General features: G+C 63.8%; 22 protein-coding genes. 6 read left to right on the plus strand and 16 right to left on the minus strand.

The annotated features are described in order from the left end of the window. Nucleotides 1–41: 41 nt before the first annotated feature. The 5 genes from B4394_RS00200 to B4394_RS00220 all read right to left on the minus strand — a co-directional run bounded on the left by B4394_RS00200 (nucleotide 42) and on the right by B4394_RS00220 (nucleotide 6,248). Complete coding sequence (locus tag B4394_RS00200; protein WP_078313809.1) at nucleotides 42–1,592, minus strand: DUF4153 domain-containing protein; 1,551 nt, start codon at nucleotides 1,590–1,592, stop codon at nucleotides 42–44. Next, nucleotides 1,589–2,605, minus strand: coding sequence for a sensor histidine kinase (locus B4394_RS00205; protein WP_078313810.1), 1,017 nt, complete (start codon nucleotides 2,603–2,605; stop codon nucleotides 1,589–1,591). The genes B4394_RS00200 and B4394_RS00205 overlap by 4 nt, the downstream gene beginning before the upstream one ends. Then, on the minus strand, nucleotides 2,602–3,264 hold the full coding sequence (locus tag B4394_RS00210) for a response regulator transcription factor (protein ID WP_078313811.1): 663 nt from the start codon (nucleotides 3,262–3,264) through the stop codon (nucleotides 2,602–2,604). The genes B4394_RS00205 and B4394_RS00210 overlap by 4 nt, the downstream gene beginning before the upstream one ends. 96 nt (nucleotides 3,265–3,360) lie before the next feature. Continuing rightward, complete coding sequence (locus B4394_RS00215) at nucleotides 3,361–4,737, minus strand: metallopeptidase TldD-related protein (RefSeq protein ID WP_078313812.1); 1,377 nt, start codon at nucleotides 4,735–4,737, stop codon at nucleotides 3,361–3,363. Continuing rightward, nucleotides 4,734–6,248: a TldD/PmbA family protein gene (locus tag B4394_RS00220; RefSeq protein WP_078313813.1), complete on the minus strand. Its 1,515-nt coding sequence runs from the start codon at nucleotides 6,246–6,248 to the stop codon at nucleotides 4,734–4,736. Before B4394_RS00220 ends, B4394_RS00215 begins: the two co-directional genes overlap by 4 nt. Nucleotides 6,249–6,289: 41 nt before the next feature. Between B4394_RS00220 and B4394_RS00225 the strand changes: the two genes are divergently transcribed. The 3 genes from B4394_RS00225 to B4394_RS00235 are packed head-to-tail and all read left to right on the plus strand — an operon-like array spanning nucleotide 6,290 to nucleotide 9,220. Beyond that, nucleotides 6,290–7,156 carry a carbohydrate ABC transporter permease gene (locus B4394_RS00225; protein WP_078313814.1) on the plus strand — a complete coding sequence of 289 codons (867 nt, stop codon included), beginning with the start codon at nucleotides 6,290–6,292 and terminating at the stop codon, nucleotides 7,154–7,156. Further along, a complete protein-coding gene (locus B4394_RS00230; RefSeq protein WP_078313815.1) occupies nucleotides 7,143–7,958 on the plus strand; it encodes a carbohydrate ABC transporter permease in 816 nt (271 codons plus the stop codon). Before B4394_RS00225 ends, B4394_RS00230 begins: the two co-directional genes overlap by 14 nt. Then, nucleotides 7,958–9,220, plus strand: a complete 1,263-nt coding sequence (locus tag B4394_RS00235; RefSeq protein ID WP_078313816.1) for an extracellular solute-binding protein — start codon at nucleotides 7,958–7,960, stop codon at nucleotides 9,218–9,220. The genes B4394_RS00230 and B4394_RS00235 overlap by 1 nt, the downstream gene beginning before the upstream one ends. A 49-nt stretch (nucleotides 9,221–9,269) precedes the next feature. On the opposite strand, the gene B4394_RS00240 is transcribed toward B4394_RS00235, so the two are convergent. The 5 genes from B4394_RS00240 to B4394_RS00260 all read right to left on the minus strand — a co-directional run bounded on the left by B4394_RS00240 (nucleotide 9,270) and on the right by B4394_RS00260 (nucleotide 17,824). Beyond that, complete coding sequence (locus B4394_RS00240; protein WP_286141863.1) at nucleotides 9,270–10,373, minus strand: DUF7832 domain-containing protein; 1,104 nt, start codon at nucleotides 10,371–10,373, stop codon at nucleotides 9,270–9,272. A 69-nt stretch (nucleotides 10,374–10,442) separates the two neighbouring features. Then, nucleotides 10,443–13,745 carry a glycine zipper domain-containing protein gene (locus tag B4394_RS00245; protein ID WP_078313818.1) on the minus strand — a complete coding sequence of 1,101 codons (3,303 nt, stop codon included), beginning with the start codon at nucleotides 13,743–13,745 and terminating at the stop codon, nucleotides 10,443–10,445. 459 nt (nucleotides 13,746–14,204) lie between these two features. Next, a complete protein-coding gene (locus B4394_RS00250) occupies nucleotides 14,205–15,011 on the minus strand; it encodes an energy-coupling factor transporter transmembrane component T family protein (protein ID WP_078313819.1) in 807 nt (268 codons plus the stop codon). After that, on the minus strand, nucleotides 15,008–17,008 hold the full coding sequence (locus B4394_RS00255) for an ABC transporter ATP-binding protein (protein WP_078314193.1): 2,001 nt from the start codon (nucleotides 17,006–17,008) through the stop codon (nucleotides 15,008–15,010). Before B4394_RS00255 ends, B4394_RS00250 begins: the two co-directional genes overlap by 4 nt. 84 nt (nucleotides 17,009–17,092) lie before the next feature. Continuing rightward, the gene (locus B4394_RS00260; RefSeq protein ID WP_078313820.1) at nucleotides 17,093–17,824 is read right to left on the minus strand and encodes a VIT1/CCC1 transporter family protein; all 732 of its coding nucleotides are present in this window, start codon (nucleotides 17,822–17,824) and stop codon (nucleotides 17,093–17,095) included. Between the two features lie 59 nt (nucleotides 17,825–17,883). Between B4394_RS00260 and B4394_RS00265 the strand changes: the two genes are divergently transcribed. Continuing rightward, on the plus strand, nucleotides 17,884–18,600 hold the full coding sequence (locus B4394_RS00265) for a DUF5642 family protein (RefSeq protein ID WP_078313821.1): 717 nt from the start codon (nucleotides 17,884–17,886) through the stop codon (nucleotides 18,598–18,600). Here B4394_RS00265 and B4394_RS24965 read toward each other — a convergent pair. Both B4394_RS24965 and B4394_RS00270 read right to left on the minus strand, forming a co-directional pair. Continuing rightward, nucleotides 18,590–18,859 (minus strand): hypothetical protein, encoded by a 270-nt coding sequence (locus B4394_RS24965; RefSeq protein WP_139359835.1) that lies wholly within the window; start codon nucleotides 18,857–18,859, stop codon nucleotides 18,590–18,592. The genes B4394_RS00265 and B4394_RS24965 overlap by 11 nt on opposite strands. Nucleotides 18,860–18,918: 59 nt before the next feature. After that, nucleotides 18,919–19,374: an SRPBCC domain-containing protein gene (locus tag B4394_RS00270; protein WP_078313822.1), complete on the minus strand. Its 456-nt coding sequence runs from the start codon at nucleotides 19,372–19,374 to the stop codon at nucleotides 18,919–18,921. 324 nt (nucleotides 19,375–19,698) lie between these two features. Between B4394_RS00270 and B4394_RS00275 the strand changes: the two genes are divergently transcribed. Beyond that, nucleotides 19,699–19,983, plus strand: a complete 285-nt coding sequence (locus B4394_RS00275; RefSeq protein WP_286141864.1) for a hypothetical protein — start codon at nucleotides 19,699–19,701, stop codon at nucleotides 19,981–19,983. A 619-nt stretch (nucleotides 19,984–20,602) separates the two neighbouring features. Here B4394_RS00275 and B4394_RS00280 read toward each other — a convergent pair. The 4 genes from B4394_RS00280 to B4394_RS00295 all read right to left on the minus strand — a co-directional run bounded on the left by B4394_RS00280 (nucleotide 20,603) and on the right by B4394_RS00295 (nucleotide 24,995). Next, nucleotides 20,603–20,788 (minus strand): hypothetical protein, encoded by a 186-nt coding sequence (locus B4394_RS00280; protein WP_078313823.1) that lies wholly within the window; start codon nucleotides 20,786–20,788, stop codon nucleotides 20,603–20,605. Between the two features lie 220 nt (nucleotides 20,789–21,008). After that, nucleotides 21,009–21,536: a hypothetical protein gene (locus B4394_RS00285; RefSeq protein WP_078313824.1), complete on the minus strand. Its 528-nt coding sequence runs from the start codon at nucleotides 21,534–21,536 to the stop codon at nucleotides 21,009–21,011. A 106-nt stretch (nucleotides 21,537–21,642) separates the two neighbouring features. Further along, nucleotides 21,643–21,978, minus strand: coding sequence for a hypothetical protein (locus B4394_RS00290; RefSeq protein WP_078313825.1), 336 nt, complete (start codon nucleotides 21,976–21,978; stop codon nucleotides 21,643–21,645). Beyond that, nucleotides 21,975–24,995, minus strand: coding sequence for a methyl-accepting chemotaxis protein (locus tag B4394_RS00295; RefSeq protein ID WP_353647399.1), 3,021 nt, complete (start codon nucleotides 24,993–24,995; stop codon nucleotides 21,975–21,977). Before B4394_RS00295 ends, B4394_RS00290 begins: the two co-directional genes overlap by 4 nt. On the opposite strand from B4394_RS00295, the gene B4394_RS25535 reads away from it, so the two are divergent. Beyond that, nucleotides 24,963–25,127, plus strand: a complete 165-nt coding sequence (locus B4394_RS25535) for a hypothetical protein (protein WP_217697762.1) — start codon at nucleotides 24,963–24,965, stop codon at nucleotides 25,125–25,127. The genes B4394_RS00295 and B4394_RS25535 overlap by 33 nt on opposite strands. Nucleotides 25,128–25,347: the final 220 nt, after the last annotated feature.

The following is a 25,347-nucleotide window of genomic DNA, read 5'->3' on the forward strand; positions in this document are numbered from 1 at the left end:
ACGACTCTAGCCGATCCCCCGCCACGCCCCGGGAACCCAGGTCACCTGTGGTCGTAGTCCACGTTGCACGAGGTCGGCTTGACCTCAGCAGACCTCAGCTTCGCCCGGCTCACGTTGTACTCGTACCAGGGCGCCGTGTCCCGCAAGTGATACGCAATCTTGCCCTGCACGCAGTCCCGCACATCCTCGGGCAGCGACTTCGTCGCCGCGAATGCATCCGACGACAAGCTCCCCATGTACCACTGATCGATCTTGCCGGTCTGCTGGAAGAACTCGACATTGCGCTGCGCGATGTAGCTTTCCGGGTTGAAGATCGCCAGCCCCAGCATCCCGAACGCGCCGACTGCCACCACAGCAGTAGGAAGCCACCGCGCGCTCATCCGAATCCCCGCCACCAGGATCAGTACCAACACGATGGCCATGCCCAGCTCGATCCAGCGCACCAGCAGCCGCTCCACGCTGAACCCGTAGGCCTTCTCGTACAACGACATCCGGTGAATGGCCGAGGCCACGATCACCAACGTGGTCAGGCACAGCCCACCAATCAGCACCCGCAGGTACAGCCGGTCGCGGGCATCCTCGCGCCCCGCGACCCGGATCGCCGCCGCGATGACGCCCATCACCAGGATGGTGACAAACAGCAGCTGCCAAAAGCCCTGGCGCGCATACTCTGCGTAGGTCAACCCCTCAGTGACCTGCACGTGCTCATCTCCCCCGAACAGCACCGAGATCTGCACGCCCACGAACGCGATGAACAGCAGATTCAGTGCGGCAAGCGGCAGGCTCCACTCCCAGCGCGGCAGCTTCTTGGGTTCCGTCGGTGCCAACCGGTCAAAGCTCGGCGGCCTAGACAGCACGTAAATGGCACCCAAGGCGAACCCGCCGACCAGCACACCGACGACAACCCGCCCGAGCACATCCCCGAAGGACACGAACGGCAAGACCCCGCTGATCAACGCCTTGAACCGCGCATCGGCGTCGGCCAGCAGCGCCCCGAACGCCGCCACCAAGCCGAGCGTGATCAGCACGACGATGGCCGCACGGTCCGGGTTGATCTTGCGACCCCGCGACATCGTGCGGGTGCCGCGCCGCATCCACCCCGCCACCCGGAACGGCCCCCTCAGCATTACGAACTGTCCGTACACCAGCCCCGTCCACGTCCGCGCGGGAGCCAGTGCGTAGAGGAACAAGGCCCCCGACGTCAGGACACACAGCGCGACAAGCCATCCCGCATCCCGCACGGTCGGCACCACCGCCAGGCATAGCGCGAGCACCAGCGCACCGATACGCGTCGGCGTCCACTGCACTTTCTGCGTCGCGAAGGCGGCAAGGGCCACCGCGAACGCGGTCAGCGTCCAGCCCAGCCCCGGCAGCGAGGAGCGCCAGCACAGCGCCGCCACCAGACCCGCCCCGATACCGCTGAGCAGCGCACCCTGCGTCATCTTCGAGCGGATGTCCCGGGGCCAGGCCGTCAGAAACCGCGTCGGCGGCCCGAAGATCGGCACCGGCGGGCGCGGCACGGGCGGCACTGAAGCCTCGGCCGGCGCCCCCGGAATCGGATATGGCGGCGGCACTATCGAACCTGTGGTCATGAATTCCCCTCCTCGTTGTCGAACTGCGGCAACGTGACGCGCACCCGGCAGCCGGGCGCGTCCACGATTTCGATGCGGCCGCCATGCAAATCGACGGCCCACTGCGCGATGGCCAGCCCCAAACCGGTGCCACCGTCGCGCGACCCCCCATGGGTGAATCGTTCAAACACTCGTGATCTTTCATGCGGTGCGATACCGGGCCCCGTGTCGGCGACCTCCAGCAGCAGTGCGTCGTTCTCGGTGCGCGCGAACACCGACACCTGACCCCCGGGCGGGCTGTGCCGCGAGGCGTTGTCCAGCAGATTGGCCACCACCTGATGCAGCCGGGCGGTATCGGCGACGGCTTGCAGGTCGAACGGCTCGACCGTCACGTGATAACGCACCTGACGTCCGGTGGTCTTCGCCTCGGCCACCGCCCCGTCGACGAACTCGCGCACCCCGAACGGTTCGCGTTGCACCGGAACCGATCCGTTCTCGAGTTTGGACAGGTCAAGTAGGTCGTCCACGAGCCGACCCAGCCGTTCGGTCTGCGCCAGTGCGGTTTTCAGCGTCGCCGGATCGGGCTCGGCTACTCCGTCGACAATGTTCTCCAGCACCGCCTGCAGCGCCGTGATCGGTGTGCGCAGCTCGTGCGAGACATTGCCGACTAACTCGCGCCGATAATTCTCGGCGGACTGCAGCTCGGCAGCCATGTGATTGAAAGCCGTTGCCAGCTGGCCCACTTCATCGCGAGAGGTCGAACGAATCCGGCGCGAGTAGTCGCCGTGGGCCATCGAACGCGCCGCCGCCGTCATATCGCGCAGCGGCGAGGTCATGCCGTGTGCGAGGAACCACGTCACCCCGAAGGACACGAACAACGCCAGTGTGAGCGCGTACCGCAGCTTCCATTCGGCGGTGATCCAGAGCAGGCAGGTGGCGATCAGCAGCGCCACCCCCACCAGCACCGCCGTCTTGAACTTGAAGGAGCGCAACGGATCCAGTGGTCGCGGCAGCAGTTCCAGCAGTGGGCTCATCGCGGTACCTCCAACGCGTATCCGATGCCGTGCACCGTGCGGATCAGCTCTTGGCCGAGCTTGCGGCGCAACGCCTTGATGTGACTATCGACGGTGCGCTGCCCCGACGGCAGCCCCTCACTCCAGCCCCACACCTGATCGAGCAGGCGCTCCCGGCTGATCGCCACCCGCGGGTTATCGGCCAGATAGGCCAGCAGATCGAACTCGGTGCGGGTCAGGTGCACCTCGTCGTCACGGTGGTACACGCGGCGCTCGGACACATCGATGCGCACCTGCCCGACCCGCACATCGGTGCTCGATGCCGCGACCCGTTCGGTGCGCCGCAGCAGCGCCGCCACCCGGGCCACCAGCACCCGCATGCTGAACGGCTTGGGCAGGTAGTCGTCGGCACCCACGCCCAGGCCCACCAGCATGTCGGTCTCGGTGCCGCGCGCGGTGAGCATCAGCACCGGGATCGGCACGTGCGCCTGCACCTGGCGGCAGACCTCCAGGCCGTCGAGCCCGGGCAGCATGACGTCCAGCACCATCAGATCCGGCGGGTTTTCGCGGCAACGCCGCACCGCGTCCAGGCCGTTGTCCTCGGTGTCTACGGCATACCCCTCCGCGCGCAGCCGCGCGGAAATGGACGCACAGATCGTGGGCTCGTCATCGACAACCAAGATTCTTCGCTGACTGGGCACATGAACAGCCTATTTGACGGTTGTGGTGATCGCTGGAGCCTTTTGTGAAGGTTCTGTGGAGGTGCTGGGAGCGACCTACTGTGCGGCGCTGACCGAGGACATGTGGAAGTCCGGGATCCGCAACGCCGGCATGGCCTGGCGCGTCGCGTAGTCGCTCCACTCGCGCGGCAGCGTGTACTCGGTAACGCCGACCTGCGTCACCCGTCGCAGCAGATCGATCGGGCTCTCGTTGAACCGGAAGTTGTTGACGGCGCCGGTAATCTGGCCGTCGCGCACCAGGTACACGCCATCACGGGTGAGCCCGGTCAGCAGCAGCGTCGTCGGGTCCACATCGCGGATGTACCACAGCGTGGTGAGCAGCAGCCCGTTCTCGGTGGCGGCGATCATCTCCTCCAGCGTCGCGCTGCCTTCGCCGGTCATGATGAGGTTGTCGGCGCCCACCGTGGGGGCGGCACCGAATTCGGCGGCGTCGGCGCGCGAGTAGCTCAACGCGTTGATGACACCGTCGCGCACCCAGTCGACCCGCTCGATGCCCACGCCGTTGTCGAAGACCGACAACGACTCCCGCGAAATGGGCGTGGCCACGAACGGGCTGCTCTCCAGCCCCGGGTACGACGGGTCCGAGTACACCGTGACCGGCAGCTCAGTGAGCCGCTCCCCGATCCGGGTGCCACCGGGCCCGGCGAAGGCGTTGCGGCCCTCATGCGCGCCGCGCCCGCCCATCGTCCACACCAGGTACTGCATCAGGTCGCCGGTGGCCGACGGCGGCAGCAGCGTCTCGTAGCGACCGGCCTTGAGCTCGATCTGATTCTGGGCAGCCGTGAGCCGTTCATTGAGTTGGCGCAGCAGCGATTCGGTGGGCACATCCACGAATTCGGGGGTGCACACCCCGGCCCAGGCACTACCCACTCCTCGTTTGGCGTTGATCTCCACCTGGCCCGTGGGCTGCGTGAACCTGCGGCGCAGCCCGGTCGACGAGGCCAGGAACGTGGTCTGACGTTCATGGCGGGCGTATCCGTACAGGGTGTCGGGGCCGTCGAAGCCCGTCGACAGATCGGCGGCCAGCGACCCGAACACGTCGGCGCTGGTCGGTGAGATCGCCGCGTCCCAGCTCTCCCCCGCACCCTCGCCGGGTCCGAGCAACGGCATGGCATCGCGGGACGGAGACGCCGCCGCGGCCTCGGCCTGACTGGCTGCCACCAGATCGGCGAGCGCGGCCGGATCGGCGTCCTCGGTAAGCACCGAGCCGACCCGGGTCTGATCTCCTTGCCGCAGAATCGATACCACCGCGATGCCGCGCTTGATCGACTCGCCGTTGGTGGTCATGGAGCTGCCCGCCCAGCGCAGCGAGGCCTCGCTGCTGTCCTGGATCAAGACGATGGTGTCATCGGCGCCGCCGCGCCGCGCGGCCTCAGCCAGGACATCCTCGGCGATCTGCTGTGCGGGAATCACGCGGCACCACCTTCCTGCTTGGTGTTCAGAACGTTGACGCCGCGGAACAGCGCCGACGGGCAGCCGTGGCTCACCGCCGCCACCTGTCCGGGCTGGGCCTTACCGCAGTTGAACGCTCCGCCCAGCCGCCAGGTCGATTGGCCGCCAACGGCTTCCATCGACCCCCAGAAATCGGTGGTGGTGGCCTGGTAGGCGACGTCGCGCAGCTGGCCGTCCAGCTTGCCGCCGCGAATGCGGTAGAACCGCTGCCCGGTGAACTGGAAGTTGTAGCGCTGCATATCGATTGACCACGACTTGTCGCCCACGATGTAGATGCCGTCCTCCACGCCGGAGATCAGATCATCGGTGCTGCGCTCATCCGGGGACGCCTGCAGCGACACGTTGGCCATCCGCTGGATCGGCACATGGTGGGGCGAGTCGGCGTACGAGCAGCCGTTGGAACGCTCCTGCCCCAGCCGGGGCGCGAACACCCGGTCCAGCTGATAGCCGACGAAGATGCCGTCGCGCACCAGATCCCAGCGCTGCGAGGCCACCCCCTCGTCGTCGTATCCGACCGAGGCCAGCCCATGCACCTCGTTGCGGTCGGCGGTGACGTTCATGACGGGCGAGCCGTACTTCATGATGCCAAGCTTGTCGGGGGTCGCAAACGAGGTGCCCGCGTACGCGGCCTCGTAGCCGATGGCCCTGTCGTATTCGGTGGCGTGGCCGATGGATTCGTGGATGGTCAGCCACAGGTTGGTCGGGTCGATCACCAGGTCGGTGGGGCCGGCGACCACACTGGGCGCCTTCACCTTCTCGGTGAGCAGCTCCGGGATCTCGCGCAGCTCGGCGCTCCAGTCCCACACTCCGTCGCTGCCGATGGCCTCCCAGCCGCGGCCCATCGGCGGGGCCAGGGTGCGCATGGTCTCGAAGGACCCGGTGGCGGCGTCGACGGCGATGGCGTCCAGCTGCGACATGACCCGGACCCGCTGCTGGGTGATGGACGAGCCGAAGGTGTCGGCGTAGAAGGTCTGCTCCTTGACCGCCGTCAGGGTCGCCGAGGCGTGGTCCACCCCGTCGGAGGCCAGCAGGCGCCCCGAATACTCCTGCAGCACCGCGATCTTGTCGGCCTGCGGCACCCCGAACGGATCGATCTCGTATTCGGACACCCACTGCACGTCGGCATAGACGGGCTCATCGGCCAGCTCGACGCGCTCGCGGTTCAGGCTGCGCAGCCCGCGGGCGACGGCCACGGCCCGGCGTGCGGTGTCGGCCGCGGCGGTGGTGTCGAGCTGCACATGTGAGGCGAATCCCCAGGTACCGTCGACGATCACCCGCACCGCCAAACCGATGGTGCGTCCGGATACCGCGGTCTCGACCTGCTCGTCGCGCAGCACCAGCTCCTCGTTGATCAGCCGGTGGATGCGCAGGTCGGCATAGCTGGCACCGGCGGCGCGCGCCGCGTTCAGGGCGGCGTCGGCGAGTTCGGCGCGAGGCAGCGCCAGGAAATCGGGATCTACGGACCGAGTCACGCGCTCAACGCTACCGGTGGCGTCCACGGTTTAATGTCCCCGTGACACGCTCCCGGCAGACAGCGCTCGCATATGGGCTGTTGGCCCCGAGCCTGTTCGGCGTCACCGCATTTTTGCTGTTGCCCATCCTCGTTGTGGTGTGGCTGAGCCTGTGCCGCTGGGATCTGCTGGGCCCCATCGAATTCATCGGCCTGGACAACTGGCGCTCGGTGCTCACCGACGGCGCCTTTGGCCACTCCCTGCTGGTGACGCTGCTTTTTGTGGCGCTGGTGATCCCGGTGCAGACGGCCCTTGGACTGTTGGCGGCGACGCTGCTGGTACGCGGCCTGCCTGGCACCGTGCTGTTCCGGACCATCTACGTCATCCCGTGGATCTGCGCGCCCCTGGCCATCGGCGTGCTGTGGCATTGGATGCTGGCACCCACCGACGGAGCGATCGGCGCTCTGCTCGGGCAGCGCATCGAATGGCTCACCGACCCCACCTTGGCGCTGCCGGTGGTGGCGGCGGTCAGTGTGTGGACGAACGTCGGCTACGTGGCGCTGTTCTTCATGGCGGGTCTGCTGGCCATCCCCGGCGATGTGCACAACGCGGCCCGGGTGGACGGTGCGACGGCCTGGCAGCGGTTCCGCCGCATCACCCTGCCGATGCTGCGGCCCACCTTCTTCTTCGTCCTGGTCACCGGAGTGGTGAGCGCGGTGCAGACCTTCGACACCGTGTACGCACTCACCGGCGGTGGCCCGCAGAACCGCACCGACTTGGCCGCACACCGCGTGTACGCCGAGGCGTTCGAGTCCGCCCACGTGGGACGCTCGGCCGCCATGTCGCTGATCCTGTTTCTGATCTTGGTCGCCGTCACGGTGATTCAGCACCGCTACTTCCGGACGCGGGTGAGCTATGACCTGGTGTAGAAACGGCGCGGTCTACCTGCTGCTGAGCCTTGGCGCGCTCCTCACGCTGGGCCCGTTCTTGTTGGCGCTGTCGGCATCGCTGAAGTCGACGCGACAATTCGCGACCGATTCTCCGCTGGCACCGCCCAATCCCTTCACCGTCGCCAACTACACCGGATTGGCCGACGCAGGGTTCGGGCGCGCCGCGCTGGTGACGGTGTTGATGACGGCCATCATCGTGATCGGCCAGCTGACGTTCTCGGTGCTGGCCGCGTATGCCTTTGCGCGACTGCAGTTCCCGGGGCGCGACGGACTGTTCTGGGTGTATCTGGCCACGCTGATGATTCCGGCGACGGTGACCGTGGTGCCGATGTATCTGATGCTGACGCAGATGGGTCTTCGGAACACGTTCTGGGCGTTGGTCATCCCGTTCATGTTCGGATCGCCCTACGCGATCTTCCTGCTGCGTGAGCATTTCCGCACCATTCCCAATGACCTGATCCGCGCGGCCCGCCTGGATGGCGCCAACACGCTCGACATCCTGTGGCATGTGGTGGTGCCGGTCAGCCGTCCCATCCTCATCACGCTGACTCTCATCACCGTGGTGTCGCAGTGGAACAACTTCATGTGGCCGTTGGTGATCACCAGCGGAAGCAACTGGCGGGTGCTCACCGTAGCGACCGCCGGGCTGCAATCCCAGTTCAACGCGCAGTGGCCCATCGTGATGGCGGCGACCACCGTGGCGATCGTGCCGTTGGTGATCCTATTTGTGGCGTTCCAGAAGTACATCGTCCGGTCCATCACGTTGAGCGGACTCAAGTAGTGAAATCCTCCACCCGCGCCGCGCTGACCCTCGGGCTGGTCGCCCTGCTGCTGTTCGGCATCGCGGGATGGCTCGGGATTCCGAAGACACCGCAGGGGAAAACGGTCGTCACGGTCCGGGTGTGGGATGAGCGGGTGGCCGAGGCCTACCGCAGCTCATTCGACGAGTTCACCCGCCGCGATCCCGAGATCCAGGTCGCCGTCACAGTGACGTCGTATGCGAGCTACTTCAACAGCCTGCGCACCGATGTGGCCGGGCACGGCGCCGACGACATCTTCTGGCTCAGCAACGCCTACCTGTCCGATTACGCCGACACCGGAAACCTCGTCTCTGTTGATTCGCAAGAGGATTGGGATCCGTCGGTCGTCGCCCAGTTCACCCGCGGCGGCAAGCTGTGGGGTGTTCCGCAGCTTAGCGACGCCGGGATTGCGCTGTACTACAACAAGAATCTTCTCGACCAGGCGCAGGTGGACCCGGCCGACCTGGCGGAGCTGCGGTGGGACCCCGACCCTGCCGTCGATACCCTGCGCCCGATGCTGCACCGGCTCACCGGGCCCGGGCATTGGGCCTACAACGCCGCCAACGACTTACAGGGCATCTACCTGAACTACCTCGGATCGGCGGGGGCCGTCTTCCAGACCGGCGAAAAATTCGCGTTCGCCAACACTCGGGCCGAGATGGCCTTCCAGTACCTGGTCGACCTCATCAACGTCGACAAGGTGGCGCCGTCGGCCGCCGACACCAACGCCAACAACGACTTCTCGCGCAACCAGTTCCTGCAGGGGCGGATGGCGCTGTTTCAATCGGGTACCTACAACCTGGCCCAGATCCAGGCGAACGCCACCTTCCCGTGGGGTGTGGCAATGATGCCGGCCGGGCCCGAGGGGCGGGTCAGCGTCACCAACGGCATTGTGGCCGCCGCCAATTCGTTCTCGCCCCACCCCGAGGCCACCCAGCGGGTGCTGGCCTGGATGGGTAGCACCGACGGCAACGTCTTCCTGGGCCGCAGCGGCTCGGCGATCCCCGCCGTGCTGGGTGCGCGTGAGCCGTACTTCCAGCATTGGACTGCCCGTGGCGTCGACGTCGCCCCGTTTTTCCAGGTGCTGAACGGTGCACAGATCGCCGCACCGGGCGGGCAAGGCTTCGGAGCCGGATTCGCCGCGCTGAAGCCGTATTTCGCCGAGATGTTCCTAGGACGCCTCGATGTGCAGACCGCGTTACAACAGGCGCAGCAGGCGGCGAATAAGGCGATTGAGCGGTAGCGCCGCTACAGCACTCTAGAGCGCTCTCGTACCTGTTTTGGAGCTCCGACTAGTCCAATGAGTGGCCATCTGCCCACTGCGAGTAGCGCTGGTCAAGGATTGCATCAATGCGTGCTTGGTTCTCCAAGGTGTAAGGCACGTGAAAGCACGATGGCAAATCTGGGGCGAGGGTCGCAGTGAGGTCGCTGAAGTAGCCGTTCTCTGCGCTACCGAAGTAGTTGCGCGCGAATGCGTTAGCCTTCTCATCGAGCATGTAGTCGATCAACGAACGGTCAAACAGCTCCCAAAGAGCCGGTGCCGCCAAGCGAGCCGTCTTGTAAGCGGCAATCTCCTTGCGGAAGTGTTTGAGCTGGCTCTTGCTGAGCAAGTCACGTGACGCAAGCCAGCCGAAGAACAGTGCGCCCGGCACAGCAGCTTGTTCGTCGGCTTGATCCAGGTCGAAACCGTAGTCGTGCACAAGGGCATCGACATGGTATTCCGCCTTGTCATAGACGTGTGGATCGCGGGACGCAGAAGTCTCAGCTGTGACGGCATCGATCGACTGGTTGCTAACAGGGTCGTAGCCGCCCTCGATTGCCGCAATGGTCGTGTATCCGAGTGGATAACCACCTGGCACGTCGCGACCGAGTTCATCGAAGCTGTTGATGCATTCGAATTCGAAGTCAAGCGACACAGGTGTCCAGCGCGGATCTTCAGGGTTCTTGGCCATAACTACACGCCGGTAGCTGTCCATGTCACAGTTCTCCGGGGCGAGATCAAGTCGCCACTGGTAGTCAGGGCGCTTACCTGTCAGAACCTCGCCCAAGACGATGGCAATATCCATGAGCATCGCCAGGACGATGTGTTCGCCCTGTTTGAGGCGTGGCAGCCAAACCCTTCTGTCAGCCGAGAACGCGGTGCTGTACGCGGCGGGCCAATGGGCGCGTGCCCAGACATCCAGTGACTCTAGGAATGGACGCGGATCATCGGCGGACAAGCCCGCGGACAGGTCGATATCGAACTGCCGCAATAGGTTCGCCACGATCTCAAGCCGCCGCGGGCGCTGCTCGAGAAGGTAATGCAGGTTCTCCTCGCACTGCGCCAGACTCAAAGCGCGGGGCTGACCCGGGAACGGCGTCAGATACGGCGGATAGTCCACCAGTAGCTCAAGCAAACGGCCACGATGCCGCCCAGGTTCGTCCTTGCCAGCGCGACGAGAAAATCTGAACATATTGATATCCCATCACCACAGGCTCTTGACCCAGTCAACGGCCTTGCTGGCAGCACCGCTGCCGATCACGCCGCCAACGACACCGCCGACAATCCCACCCACAACGGTGCCGGCTCCGGGGACTATGGATCCGATCGAGGCACCTATTTCGGCGCCAGCCCACGCCCCAGCCGCACCACCGGCCAGGTTGGCGCCGGCCTGCACCGTGTTCTCGCCGATACGATTGCCGTCTTGATGGAACGCCTCGCCGAGCTGCACCGCATCGACTACCACCCCAATGGGGCGCGCGACCTTGCCGACATCTTCGAGCGCTTGACCTGCTCCGCGTAACAGCTTGTTGTCGGCTATACGCTCACCGTCTTTCACCGCCTGGGCGACGTTGGTCTTGCTGGGGCCTTGCGCCCCCGCCTTGGACTCGACATCCAGGCGTTGAGCATTGCGCGGATCGGCGGGGTTAGGTTTGTCGGCCTGTATGTCGACGACACGCGAACCCGGCGCGGCTTTCTCACCGGGCTGCAGTGGAGTTCGCGTGCCGTCAGCGGTCACCTGCACCTCTTTGGTGATGTCGTAACCCTGCCCTTGTAGGCGGTTAGCAATCGCATCTCGTGCGAGATTGCCGTTCTTAGTGGTGTATTTCTGTGGAACAAGCCCAGGAGCCTTGCTGACACCGCCAGCAGGTGCCCGATTGATCTGCGGTGCCACCTCAATCCCCTGGCCCTTAAGGACGTCAACCAAGCTCTGGCTAAACCCGCCTTGGTTGGTCCACGGGCTCACTGTCGATTCCCAACGCACCGTCAGAAGCGGATTGTTAACCAGCGTCTTGTATCCAGCATGCTTCCAGCCCTGCGCGATCCCAGTAGCACTGGTCGACAGAACTGGGTTGGCTGAGGCCTGTTCGACAACGTCATTGGTGAAACGATCCGCATCAGCGGGACTGTTCTGCGCCAAGACCGACCCAATATCTGCGAAGGCGGTATTCGCTTGCGAAGGGTCCTGGCCCATCGCGTCGACAACCATGCTGGCCAGTGAGCGGGTGTCCACCACGCCGCTTGTCGGATCGGTAGCCGCATTGACGAGATCGGTGCTGTTAGTGGCCCTGGACAAGGCATCTGGAATTGTCGCCGCATCATCAAGTCCAGATGCGGGATCAGCGGGAACCCCACCTGCGCCGAGACTAGAGACCGAGTGGACCGCACCAGCTCCTTGCGAGGTGAGCTGGGAGCCTTGCCCCACAAGATCGGTGACCTGTGATGCTTGGTCGTTGAGCTGCGTGAACTGCTCGACCTGGGGTTTGAGTTGCGGATTGACATCGCCGACCGTTTGAGCGACTTGATCAGCTTCCTTCTGAGCGGTTTTCACGATCTGGCTGCCCGCATTGACCGCATCGGCCGTGCCCTGGATTCCCTGAGCAGCGCCCTGCACCAGCGTGATCGCATCCTGCGGATTCACCGCACCGGACTGCGCCGAGGAAGCCAACGAGGCACCGGCCTGGGCGGCTGAGCCGAATCCCTGAGCGGCCTGCCCAGATGATTGCCCGATCTGCTGGCCCGACTGCACATATGTCTGAATATCGCCCGGAAGCCCTTGCACCGCTTGCGATGCATCCTGCCCCAGCGCCTCGGTGTCCGGTCCTTCTTGCTCATCTTGCTTGCGGCGGCGCGTCGAAGCCGCACCCAACAACAGCGCGGTCAGATCGTTATCGCCGGACTGCTGGTCGCGGTCCTGCTCGTCGTTCTTGTCGTCCCTCTTTTTGTCTTTCGACGGGAATTTCGGCGGCTGCTGCTGCTTGTTCTGCTTCTGCTGTTGCAGCTGCTTGGTGAGATCGTCCAGACGCTGACGATCCTGGCCGGACTGCTGCTGCCGATCTTGCAGCTGACGTGTCAAGTCATCGATCTTCTGTTGATCCGACGACTGGTTCGGCTGCTGCCCAGAGTTCTGCTGCCCCGCCTGCTGCGGTTGTTGCGCGGACTGCTGCATCCCCTGATTCGGTTGCCCACCTTGCGATCCCGTATTAGTGCCAGGGTTGACTTGCCCGCCGTTGTACTCCGGATTCGGCGTACCGGGCCCTTGGGTGTAGGGGGTGGCGTTCTGATAGTTCGGGATCTGCTCACCATGGGCCGCCTGCTGCCACGAGCCATCAGCGTTCTGTCCAGGCGACAACCCCTGCTGCGGCGAGCCGCTGTTGCTTGGGCTCGAGGCATTCGCGCCCCGAGCGGGCTGCTGGTTGTAGATGCTGATGCCGTTGTTCTGGTCCAGACCTGGCATGCCCGAATTTGAGCCCTGGTAGTCGGGCATCTGATTCGGCATCTGAGGCGGCTGGAACATCTGCCCGCCCCCGGGCGGACCGTCGTTACCGCCAGGGCTGCCACCGCAATCTGGCGGGCACGCAGCATGAGCCTGCGGCACCGTTGCCGGGGTAAACCAACCTAAGCCCAGACCGCCTGCGGAAAACATCAGCACCGCAACAACACCCGCGGTCGCGCTGGCCTTCTGCGAGCCGCCCGCGGCCCACCCATACAGGCCTGCAAGACCGTTCCAGAGACCGGCATTCGAACACACTGCCACCGCAAGCATGACCGCGATCGCCCCTGCTGCGGTAAGGAGCTGCGGTCCCGTCACCACCGGCGCCAACGTGGGGGCGAGCCAGGCCGCCAGCGCGATCAAGCCAACCGCGCCTGCCACCAAAACACCCACCAACCCCGGGTGCCAGCTCCGGCTATCTTGCTTGGTGGCTCGTCCCTGCCGGGAACGCACGCCAGCCAAACCGGCATCGACTAACGCCTCTCGGGCAAGCCCGAACAAATACCGGCCGCCGGTGAACAGCGCGGCACCCGACACGACCGCCACAAGTAGCTGACCCGCACCCATCGCGATCGACCACGTGCCCTGCCCTGTCGCTGACGCCCACCAGGCGAGATAACCGCCCCGGAAAACCCACCATGTGCCAACAGCACCTGCAAGCAGACTCAGGGCGGCGAGTACCGCCCGCGTCGGCTCTCCGACTCGAGTCTCGACCGCACTGAACATCGCCGAAATGATCGGCTGGCGCCCCCAAACAGCCAACTTGATCCCGCCGCTCAAAGCGATCAGCAGCATCAACAACTCAGCTGCCCAAACAAGCCAAGCTCCCGCCCCTTCACCGACCCGATGAAGAGCGTGCAGCCCTGCGACGGCACCCGTTGCGACGATCACACCCGCGATCGCCGCAGCGACCCGGCGACTCGTGACGCTCGCCGACCAGTTTGTTTTAGCGAACTCTCTATTGGTGACAGAATCCGCCCTAACAATAGGCTTCTCGTCCAACTCTGCACGCATCACTGACCCCTCCAGCCATGTATGGCAACTAGTTGATGAGGACAATACGCCTGCATATCACGACTGTCGAGACATGGGGCAAATACAATGAGCTGAGATAAACAACTTGGATCTCGCCACCCATCTACCAGCACAGCGGATGAAACATCGACCAGATGGAGATAGCAGCAAATTCAAGATCATGACAGGACGGAACAGGTAGCGACGGTCATGAATCCGGTACCGGCCGACTCAATGCTCACCGTCGAGCTTCGCCCCGAGGAACGCCTAGTCCGACGGCATCGTCTGTCGAAGGTGCCCAACCGTGGTGGACAACCACCCAGAAGACGCAACTTCTGACGCCATCTTGGGGCACCAGACATCGACGCGGCACCCACCGACGACGACGTGGCTTGCCATCGAAATATCAAGGACCACTTCAACAAAGGCGTTAAACGCCGCCAAACGCTAAGCCTCGCGCTACAGCACCTCGAACAACACGACCGCCGTCCCGATCGTAAGGATGATCAGCAGCGCGATCGCATCACGCAGGCCCGGCCGCGTCGGATGCGCCGCGATCTGCCCGGTGCCGCCACGCGAGGTGATGGCATCCCCCATCTCGGAGGCACGCCGCAGGGCGACGGTGATCGCGGCGGTCAGCATGTCGACCACCTCGGCCACCCATCGCAACCCGCGTCTGCCCTCGCGCACCTGCGGCGGACGCAACCTGCGCGCCGCGATGAGCACCCGGAACTCGTCAGACAGCATGGGGAAGGAGCGCAGCGCGAGCGCCAGGGTGGCGGCGCGCTCGTCGACCGGAATCCCGAAGACCTTCAACGGCCGCCCCAGCATGGCCACAGCCGGCGCGATCTCGGAGACATTCGTCGTCCACGACACCATGGCTCCCGTACCGAGCAGCACAACCGCCACTGCGGTGGTGCGCGCCACCGCCAGCACTCCGTGAAACCCGATAGTCATCCCGCCGATATGCCAGAAGGGCGGCCCGCCGCTGAAGAACACCGTGAGGCTGCCACCGATCACCAGGGCCACCATCCAGATCGGGATGGTGGGCACCGCACCGCGCGGGATACGGGCCAACCACGCGGTAAGGACCACCAGCACCGCCACCGCGCCGATCGCCGTCCAGGTGGGAAACAGTGTCAGCAGCACCGAAATAAGGAAGACCGCAACAAGTTTGGTTCCGGCCCACAGCTCGTGGATCGGCGAGGTACCGGGGACAGGGCGCAGCAGTACAACGGGGCGGCGCGGTGCACGTGTCGTCGTCATGAGCGATTCCCCGACCCCACCGATTCGGCCAGCAGCACCCCGGATTGCAGATGCACGGTCCGCGGACACAGTTCCTGCATGCCATCGAAGTCATGCGAGATCACGACGATGGTGAGCCTTTCCCGCTCGCGCACCTCAACCAGCAGCCGCAGCAGACCGGCCTGCGACTCGGCATCCAGACCCGCCAGCGGCTCATCGAGAATCAGGGCACGCGGTGAGCGCGCCAGCAGCCCGGCCAGCACCACGCGGCGCATCTGGCCTCCGCTGAGCTGATCAATCGGGCGCTTAAGCAGGTCCGCATCCAGACCGACACTGGCGAGGGCGTGCACCACCCGATCGGTCTCACGGGCGGAAAACCCTGCTGCCGAGGATATTTCGTAGTCCACACGGCTGCGCAGCAGCTGCAAGCGGGCGGCCTGGAAACTGATGGCCACCGACCCCACCTGATCGGATACCGGCTTGCCGTCCAGTAGGCACTGCCCCGAGGTTGGTTTGGTGAGCCCCGCCGCGATCCAGGCCAGCGTCGACTTGCCCGATCCGTTGCCGCCATGGATCAGCACACCATCGCCCTCGTGCACCGCCAGCGACACGTCATGCAATGCCGTTTTCGCCCAGGGAGTTCCGCTGGCGTACTGATGGGCGACCGAATCGAACTCGAGAACAACGGGCGCCTCGACATTGGGCCGCGCGGCCGTCGTGGTGGGCACCGGCACTGTCTGTATCGCCGTGCGCGCCACCTTGCCGTTGACCGCGCGCAAGGCGATCTCACGGTCCGCGGCGGCGGCCTCGGACTGGAAATGGGTGATGTGCACCACCGACATCCGGTGCTGCGCGGTGAGCCGTGACAGCACGCCCAGCAGGTCCTCGCGCCCCTTCGGGTCGACCATGCTGGTGATCTCGTCGGCCACTAACAGCGCGGGGTCGCGCGCCAGGGCCGAGGCCACCGCCAGCCGTTGCAGCTCGCCGCCGGAGAGCGAGGAGGTGCTCTGCTCGCCCATCCCCTCCAGACCGACCTCGCGCAGCAGACCCTCGATGTCGACGTCGTGGTCGGCGGGCAGACCCCACACCACATCGTCGGCGACCTTGGTACCCAGCACCTGACTTTCCGGGTGCTGCATGACAATTGCGGTGCCGCCGATGGCGCCGAGCCCCACCGAACCTGGCCGCTCGATCTCCCCCGACGTGGGTTCGCGCCCGGCCAGGATGCGCATCAGGGTGCTCTTACCCGAGCCGTTGGGACCGGTGATCGCGACATGCTCGCCGACCTCGATGCTCATCGACAGCGGCGCCAGCGCATCGGCTTCACCACGCGGATACCGGAATCGCACATCCCGCAGGCGCGCGGGCACCGGACCCACCGCACCTGCCGGCGTCGGCGGATCGAGCTGGTGCACATCGGGAATCACCGCCAAGCGCTGGATCACGCGAGAGAGCACCCACCAGCCGAACAGCGCGTTAAACAGCACGAAGACAAAGACGATGCCACCGATGAACCACACCCAGTTGCGCATCGCGAAGTCGATGGCGCTCGTCGCGTTCACACCGACCACTTCCAGATGCGGGAGGTGAGCGATCATCTTGAACAGGCCCTCCAGCGAGGCGCGCAGCGCATCGAAGAGCAGGTTGCGCATGCGGTCCAGCAGGGCCAGCGCACCGACCGCCAGCGCCGCAATGATCGCGCTACAGATGACCCCGAGCACCGTCAGCAGGGGCATGCCGTGTCCGCGTCGGCGCACGACGCCAGTAAGGCCACCGATGTAGACGCAGTTGCCCATGGCGATCAGACCGCCGAGCCCGGCAAGCAGAAACGCGATGACACCGCCGGCCACGGCGGCGGCCAGTAGCACCCGGACGCGGTAGCGATATCCCAGCAGACCCATGGGTACGGCACCGAGTAGTTGCACGGCGCCCAAAATCGGCAGGGCGACCCCCACGATGACCATGGCGGCGGTGAGCGCGGCCATGACGGCCGCCTGAGCCAGTTCATCGGGTTTCAGGGGCACCCTGGTGAAATTCACTTCACAATTCTGCCAGCAGGTTTGCCCACTCTCAGGACATTCTCAGCTTCGCCCGGCGCACCGCTAATTCACTGCGACGCCGATCAGATGACCTATCAGATACGTTGCGCCGATAGCGATGGCACCAAACGCCAACTGCCGCAAGGCACTCAGCCACGGAGCTCGGGCCGTGAAGCGCCCGGCGACCCATCCGGCGATCAGCAGACCCACTCCTCCGCAGACCAGACCGGCCAGAAGTGACGCGAATCCCAGCAGGAATGGGATCAGCGGCACCACCGCGCCCACCGAGAACGTCACGAATGAGGAGATCGCGGCCACCCACGGCGACGGAGTGTCGTTGGGATTGATGCCGAGCTCTCGGGTGAGGTGAATCGTCACCGCCGTGTTCTCGTCCTGGTGGATCTCGTCGGCCGCCGCGGTCGCGGTCTGCGGCGAGAGCCCGATATCGCCGAGCATGGCGATGAGCTCCTGCTTCTCGGCATCGGGGTGCAGCTGGATGGCGCGACGTTCTACGCCCACCTCATGCTCGATCTGCGAATTGGACGTCGATACCGAGGTGAATTCGCCCAGCGCCATCGAGAACGCGCCCGCCACCAGGCTGGCGACCCCGGTCAGCACGATCGCCTGAGTGTCCAGTCCGCTGGCACCCACGCCAGCGACCAAAGCCGTGTTGGTAACCAGGCCATCCATGGCGCCGAACGTGGCCGCACGCAACCATCCCCCGGACACGTCCGGGTGCGTGTGGTCAAATTCATGCGGTAGTTCGGCAGATCCCGCAGAGCCGTCGAGTGCCACGATGAATGAATCTACTTCCAGGTTGCTGAAAACGCACTGCTCAGAGGGGAATTACCGATATGAAGCGTTCACTGACTGTTTTCGGCACCGCGGTGTTGGCCGGCGGGCTGATGCTTGCGTGTTCGAGCAATGACAAGAAGGACGAGTCCGCGAGCTCTTCGGCCAGCAGCAGCGCCACCACCTCCGCCGCGGCCGCAAGCACCTTCGACATCGCCAAGATCGATGCCATCAAGGACCAGTTCCCCGCCGGGTACACCGTCGAGGTACAGCCCAAGACCACGGTGACCCAAGAGATGCTCGATCAGATGAAGGGCATCTTCGACAAGGCCACCTTCACCCCACAGGAATGCGCCGACAAGATGCTGGGCGCATTCCCTCAGGTGACCGGCACGTCCATGCAGGGCGTTACCGGCGCCAAGGGCAATGGCGACCCGATGTCCAAGACGATGATCATCGCCGCGGCCATGGAGACGGTCAGCGCGATCCCCGAGGACACCACCGGTGGAGCGTGCGACAAGTTCAGCCTGTCGATCGCCGGCATGGCCGAGGGCACCGGCGAGAAGATCGACGCGCCTGCCATCGATGGCGTGAAGACGACGGGTACGTCAACGAATATCAAGATCAGCGCGCCCGGCATGGAGAAGGAGATGGTGCAGATCGCCTACTCCGCTCAGCTCGATGACCACCACGCCGTGTCGGTGTCGGGCATGGGTGATGTCGACCGCAACGAGCTGTCCGACGTCTTCGTGAAGGCCGTCAACGCCGTTAAGGGATAGGTCGTACCGGGATGCCCGCCCCCGCAGCAAGGGGCGGGTACCCGGGCGCTCCCCAGTACCCGCCGGGCGGGTAATAGCCGTAGCCGTACCAGGCCGAGCTGGGCACACCTTCACATTGGGAGGTGCTTCCGGCGGAGGCGCAGACAGTCGCCTGGGCGGTGCCCGCTGCGGGGCTGGGCAAAATCAATGGCGCTGAAGCCAGAGCTCCGACAATGAGTGCCGAGCAGAGAGTTCGCGCCACATTTCGTGGTCGCTTCATATCTCCAGGATAGCTCTGGCCACGTGCGATGAACGCAGCGTTGACGTGACCCTCGTCGCCTATCGAACCGCGTTGGGGAGGCTGCGCGTTGGCCGTTTCATTTCGTCCAAATCCTCCCCCGCCTGCCCGTATATCCAGAAGATGACGCGGCTGACGAGGTGCAGCAGGATCCGCTGCTCAGGATCCTGCGTATCCACCCCATAGATGTTGGTGACCGCTGACGTACCGCAGTCGCGCTCATACAGCTCGCCGGTTAACCGCCAATGGGTACCGGGTCCACAGTTCTTGGGCGCGAAAGAATCAACCGAGATGAATTCGCCCGCTGCCAATTCCACAACGTGACATTCCAGAGTGCCCGCGTATCCCGTCCCCACCGCCGGCATCGATCCGATGACGAACTTCGCGCCAAGCTCTGGGCGGAATCCCCGCACGCTCACCGGCCATTGGTCTGGATCGGTGATGGCGTCCCACACCTGTGTGCGCGGATGTTCGAACTCCCATATGGCGCGTACCACCTACTCCCCTTCCCCCGGACAGCCTCGAGACCGCCTGCGTGTGGCCATCGGCTAGCAACCATGGCCAAGTTACCGTACTAGCAGTACCACTATTTCGCTACGCAACAGAAAGGATTCGACGTAGCTATCTAGATGCCGGGCCGTCGATCGCAGTGCCACCCGATAGCTACCAGCTAAAAGCTGTATTAATGATGGAGAACGTTCACATGAAGGACCCGCTGGTAACGAGGTTCCGATCAGCTCACTGTTTTCAGAACGACCGTACACAATTTTCCCAGAGTTCAAGAAAGTAGGATGAGCAAATAAGTATGAGAGCATGTTGTGGTGTCGGAGGACTCGTCCGTGGCGCAAGCACGGACACTGCTGGTCGCGCTCTACGAGCATGTCGACGAAGTAGCGCAGTCGATGGCCGAGGCCGAACACCTGATCCGACATACCCCGCGCCACAGCTCCCCACACCGGCACCACCGACTCCGCGTGGCCGCCATGCGCAAGGACATCTACGAAGCGCAACGGCTGATTAAGCAACTGCACCAACGGTTTCCGGCGATACGCAATACGGTGTGGCCGCCGAACGATCCCAAGGACGGGACGAAACCTGCGCCGTAGTCAACGACTCATCAAAAAAGCACGCAACAACCCCCGACCTCTTTGTCAGGCCAGAGCTCTTCAATGGGAGTTAGAAGAGATGGCTGTTGCCGTCCTGGCGCAGTACGAAACCCCGGGGTTCGGGCTGACTGTTGTCCCTGCACGCGGTGAAATCGGGTCCGACCGCACACAACTCTCCACGAAACTCGATCTTGTGTCCTTGCGACAGGACCGGGTCATGAGGGTCACTGCAGTAAACCCGGCTGGCTGAAAATAGGCCGGACGTTCGGGAGCCGCGCCCGTGCCTACCTGCTGTCCGCAAGAGACATCAGGTAACTCCGTTTGGTTGCGATAACCAGGAAGCTGCTTACCGTAGCAATGGATAAACCGGCCTTGCCCCATGTCGCAGGTATATCCGAATGGGGTCGAAAATCGCACCGCCTCGTCGGTCGAACGCGAAAGCGGTAGAGGATATTCGGCCGGATTGGCCGAAACGAAACCCGATACGTCGGGGAAACCGACCGGTTTGGCGTGGGCCACATTCGCTGGCGCCAGAACAAAACCGGCGGCTGCGGCAGTGACCATGGTGAGGTGTCTGATTCGCTTCACGACTGTGATATCGGTGTGCTCCTGCGTTTTGTTAAGACGGGCTGATGTTCACGGTGTACAGGATGGTGCGGTACGCACGGGTTGGGTCAGTGAGCCATTGACTGGCCAGGAATGTCAGCGTCGAACCGTTCCCGTCGGGGACCACCGAGATGACTTCTGGGCCGTAAGGCGGCAGGAACTGGTTGGTGGCGCTGGACAGGAATGGATCGTTCGGCAACGGATTCTGATTGCTATCAAGCCTCGAGCGCCTTCATTGAGCAGTCAGGAAGTAGCGCAGACATCGTGGAGGTCTTGATGCTCCTACGCTCGCGCTGGCGGTGGGTCGGCTTCTCGTTGAGATCAGCTACACGTAGACACGCATCCGGATAGCGCCGAAACCTGTAATAGATTATGGCAGAACAGAAGTCAAAGCATCCGCGGGCGCATGCCAAAGGTTCTCATCCTTCAGATACACCCAGCCGACGCATGAGATCATGAACGTCGAAGTCAGGAGCGCGCCGAGTAAACGAGAAGGTGCTCTGCGTGCCCGACTCGACATAAGTCGAAGGAGTTTTTGCCTCCGCGCCGAGCAGTAATGGCAGCGCTTGCTCGCCTGTTGCCCCCTCCAACGCGCAGCCTTCTGTAGCACAGGCGGCAAAGTCGAGGTCTGACAAGTCGGCTGCGCGATGAAGAAGCGACGCCACCAGTGAACATTCGCGCCAGTCGATACCACTTTGCAGGACGATACTCATCGCGAACGCGGAAGTTATGAGCGTTCGACGCGACTTAGTCCGAACGACATGGCTGGCAGCAACTTCTGCCCATGACAACAAACTCCAAGCATCGTCTTCGCTCATTTGCGTCGCAGCGGCAACCCAGTCTTGGGGATGCTGCTCCAGCGACTGCTCGATACGCGCGAACCAATCACCCTCAGGCATCGACGAACCGATCGGAGGGATTCCCTTGAGAACCATCAAGACGCTCATGACGGAGGAACCAAGTAGTCACCGACCTTTGCCTAACCGGCCTTCGTTAACACATCGAGTTCCGTACGTGGCTGTCATCGAGGTAGCCGGAACCGGACCGGCGGCCTCATTGGGGGACTCTCAAGGAAGTGAGGAGCTTGGCGGCGAGAAGCCGAACTTCAGCCCATCGATCATCCGACTGCAGCCCCTCATACGACCACTGGCCGACATCCGGAGCCTCTGACATCGCGGTCAAAAGACGATCAACGTCGAGCGCACACACACTCTGCTGATCATTTAACGAAAGCCGTTCTGGTACATACAAAGAGTCGAACTCAAGCGCCAGTTCATCAGTTCCCACGCCAAGCTTTTGTAGGTAACCGATCTGAATTTCCGGCGAAGCTGCCATTCGCGCAACAAGCTCCACGAAACTGTTACGCCAGTTGTCGATACCTGATGTCATCGGATTACCCCTCCTAGATCGCCCTGCGGACCAACAACACGCCAGTAAGGATCAGGCCCATGATGCCCACCACCGGGATGCCAACGAATCTGCGGACCCGTGGGGTTCCCCTTCTCATTGTATTGCCGTAAGACCCATCCATTGCCGGCTTGGGATCCCTTTCCCAATGACTCCACTTGCCAACCAGGTACATCCCCGAGAGCGGCCTGAACTTGTTGCGGCGTCTTGCCCGCGAGCATTTGCGGATTTGCAATGACCTCATCGACAGTCAAACGACTAGCCGCCGCCTCGGCCCCGGGGGCAACCTTACCTAGTGCGCCGCGTCCTATGGCTGCACCTTCTCCACCAAAGGGCAGCGTGGCACCCATCAAGGGCGCTTCAATTATCTTGTCCCCGATGAAGTTTCCTGGTTCCTCCACGAGGCGTTTACCGTCCTTGACGAAGCCACCACCGGGGTTGGAAAGCGCGTCCAGAGCCGCTTCGCCAGTGCCTTTCCCGAGGTCTTTCCACGATTCAGCTACACCAGGAGCACCAGGGCCGCCTTGCCCTGTGAGGTTTTTGCCGAGTTGCCCCAGCCCGTCGACATCATCAGAGGCCCGATCGTTCGCGCGCCCCATCACGTCGTTGAACCGGTCTCCAAGCGGCCTATCCAAAGGCACCGCCCCGGGCGTGCGCATCGGTTCAGGATCGGGCATGAACCGCGGGGTTTGCGCTTGCTTCACAGCATCGTTGACCCGCTGATCAATCTGGTCGGCAGGCACATGCTGGTTCACCAGATTCTGGCGAGTAATAGCCCTAAACGCATCCACCTGATCGGGCTGCAATGTCGGCGCCAGCTGCTGCGGCAGCGTCTGGGTCTCACCCACCCCGGGGAGCGATGACAGACTGCCCGCAGACGGTGACGGTGGCGTGGGTTTGGGGACATCCACGGCAGTTGCAGTGCCCGAGAGTGCGTCGGTGGCACCTGAGGTGTCGGGCATGCCGGATGTGCCGAGACTTGAAGCGGTGTTGACCATTCCGGATACCTGGGAGACGCCGCTGGCGATCTGTCCGACACCCTCTGTGCCCTTGGACACGGTGTCGTTGAGTTGGATGAACTGTTCTGTCTGCGGTTTCAGTTGTGGGTTAGCGTCCCCGACCGCCTGGGCGACTTGATCGGCTTCTCCCTGAGCGGTTTTCACGATCTGCGAGCCCGCGTTGACGGCATCTGCGGTGCCTTGGATGCCTTGTGAGACACCCTGAACCAGCGTGATGGCGTCTTGCGGGTTCACCGCTCCGGACTGTGCGGATGACGCGAGTGAGGCACCGGCTTGTGTAGCCGATCCGAAGCCTTGGGCAGCCTGTCCGGATGATTGGCCGATCTGCTGCCCGGACTGTACGTAGGTCTGGATGTCGCCCGGAAGGCTTTGTGCCGCTTGCGATGTGTCCTGGCCGAGTGCCTGCGTTTCCGGGCCACGCTCCTGATCTTCTTGCTTGCGGCGACGCGTGGAGGCCGCACCCAGCAGAAGCGACGCCAGGTCTGTACTGCCGGACTGCTCGTCGCGGTCCTGCTGCTCCTGCTGATCGCGGTCCTTCTTGTCGTCCCTGGACGGGAATCGCGGCAAGTCCTGCTTCTGGTTCTGCTTGTTCTGTTGCAGCTGTTTGGTCAGGTCATCCAGACGCTGCCGATCCTGGCTGGACTGCTGCTGTTTCTCCTGCAGCTGGCGCGTCAGGTCGTCGATCTTCTGCTGATCCGACCGCTGATTGGGCTGCTGGCCGGTGTTCTGCTGTGGCGGCTGATTCCGGGGCGCCTGCTGCGGCTGTTGCGCCGGCTGCTGCACACCCTGATTCGGTTGACCACCTTGCGATCCCGCATTGCTGCCCGGATTGGCCTGGCCACCTTGAGATCCTGGATTGAAATCCGGATTCGGCCGCCCCGGTCCCTGCGTGTACGGGGTCGCGTTCTGATAGTCGGGGGGTTGAGTGCCGTGCGCAGGCTGATCCCAGCCTTGCTGAGAACCCTGCTGCCCACTGAACCCGTTGGCGCCGTTGTTACTGACCGAGGGTGCCTGAGTGTTGTAAATCGATACCGAGCCATTTTGATCCATCGGCGGCTGGTTAATACCGCCCTGATAGTCCGGCATCTGCGGCCCACCCTGGCTCGGCGGCTGAAACATCTGCCCACCCCCAGGCGGACCATCACTACCGCTCGGCCCACCACAATCCGGCGGGCACGCCGCACGCGCCACCGGAACCGTCGCAGGCGTAAACCAACCCAAACCCAGACCACTTGCCGAAAACATCAACACCGACACCACACCCGCAGTCGCAGCCGCCTTCTGCGAAGCGTCGGTGGCCCAGGTGTAGAGCCCGCCAAGGCCTTTCCACCACCCCAGATTGGACCCGATCGCCCACAACAACACAAAGGCGATAGCACCCACCGCGGGAAGCACATCCGGGCCAGTGATCCACACATATAACCGCGGAGTGATCCCGGCAGTCAGCAGCACCAACCCCAAACCACCCCCAACAAGCGCAGCCACCAGGCCGGGATGCCACACACTCTCTGATGCTGCACCGCTGCCTGACGTGCGGTCACGCTCCAAGAGCACTCCGACATCGGTTAATACTTCTTTGGCTAGACCAGTCAGGTACTTGCCTCCGGTGAACAGCGCGGCCCCAGCGAGCACCGCCACCAGCATCTGGCCAACCCCGAGCAATAGCGTCCACCGGCTCTCGCCGGTGAGGTGCTGCCACCAGCCGGAGTATCCGCCGCGGAACACCCACCACATACCCAACGCCCCCGCGATGACGACCCCTGACGCGGCCACCGCCTGCACCGGCTCAGGCACCCTGGCCTTGGCGGCCGCGAATCCGGCATCGGTCACCGGCTTCGCTCCCCACAACGCAAGCTTGATCCCGCCACCCAGCGCGGTCATTGCCAGCAGCAAAAGCCCCGCCCAGCCGATCAGGTCAGCGGTGCCGTCGCCACTGCGGTACAGGTTATGCAGCGCAGCGACCGCACCGACTACCAGAATGCAGCCAGCAGCGAAAGCAGCGACACGTCGGCCGCTCTCCTTGGCTGCATCGGACTGCGACTCAGCGTCGCGCGCAGGAAACTGCTTGGTCGCGACGGGTTGCGTGGCAAGATCGCGGTTGTCTACGCCTAATCTTAGGTATTCTGCCGGTAATTCGTGCCTGGCCACAATCGCCCCCGTCAAGTTCAAGCAAAGAATATGAAGACAACGGTACAGGCCCGGACAGACAATCGTCCACCAGAAGAGCAAACTTTCAGCTAAGCCATGAGCGACCGCCCATCTGGCCCCCGGCCTCACCTTTCCGCCAACGATGAGTCACCTTCTCCGAGACTTCTCGTCAAGATTGGCTACG

It is taken from the genome of Mycobacterium sp. D16Q16 (assembly GCF_002013745.1).
Lineage (GTDB): Bacteria > Actinomycetota > Actinomycetes > Mycobacteriales > Mycobacteriaceae > Mycobacterium.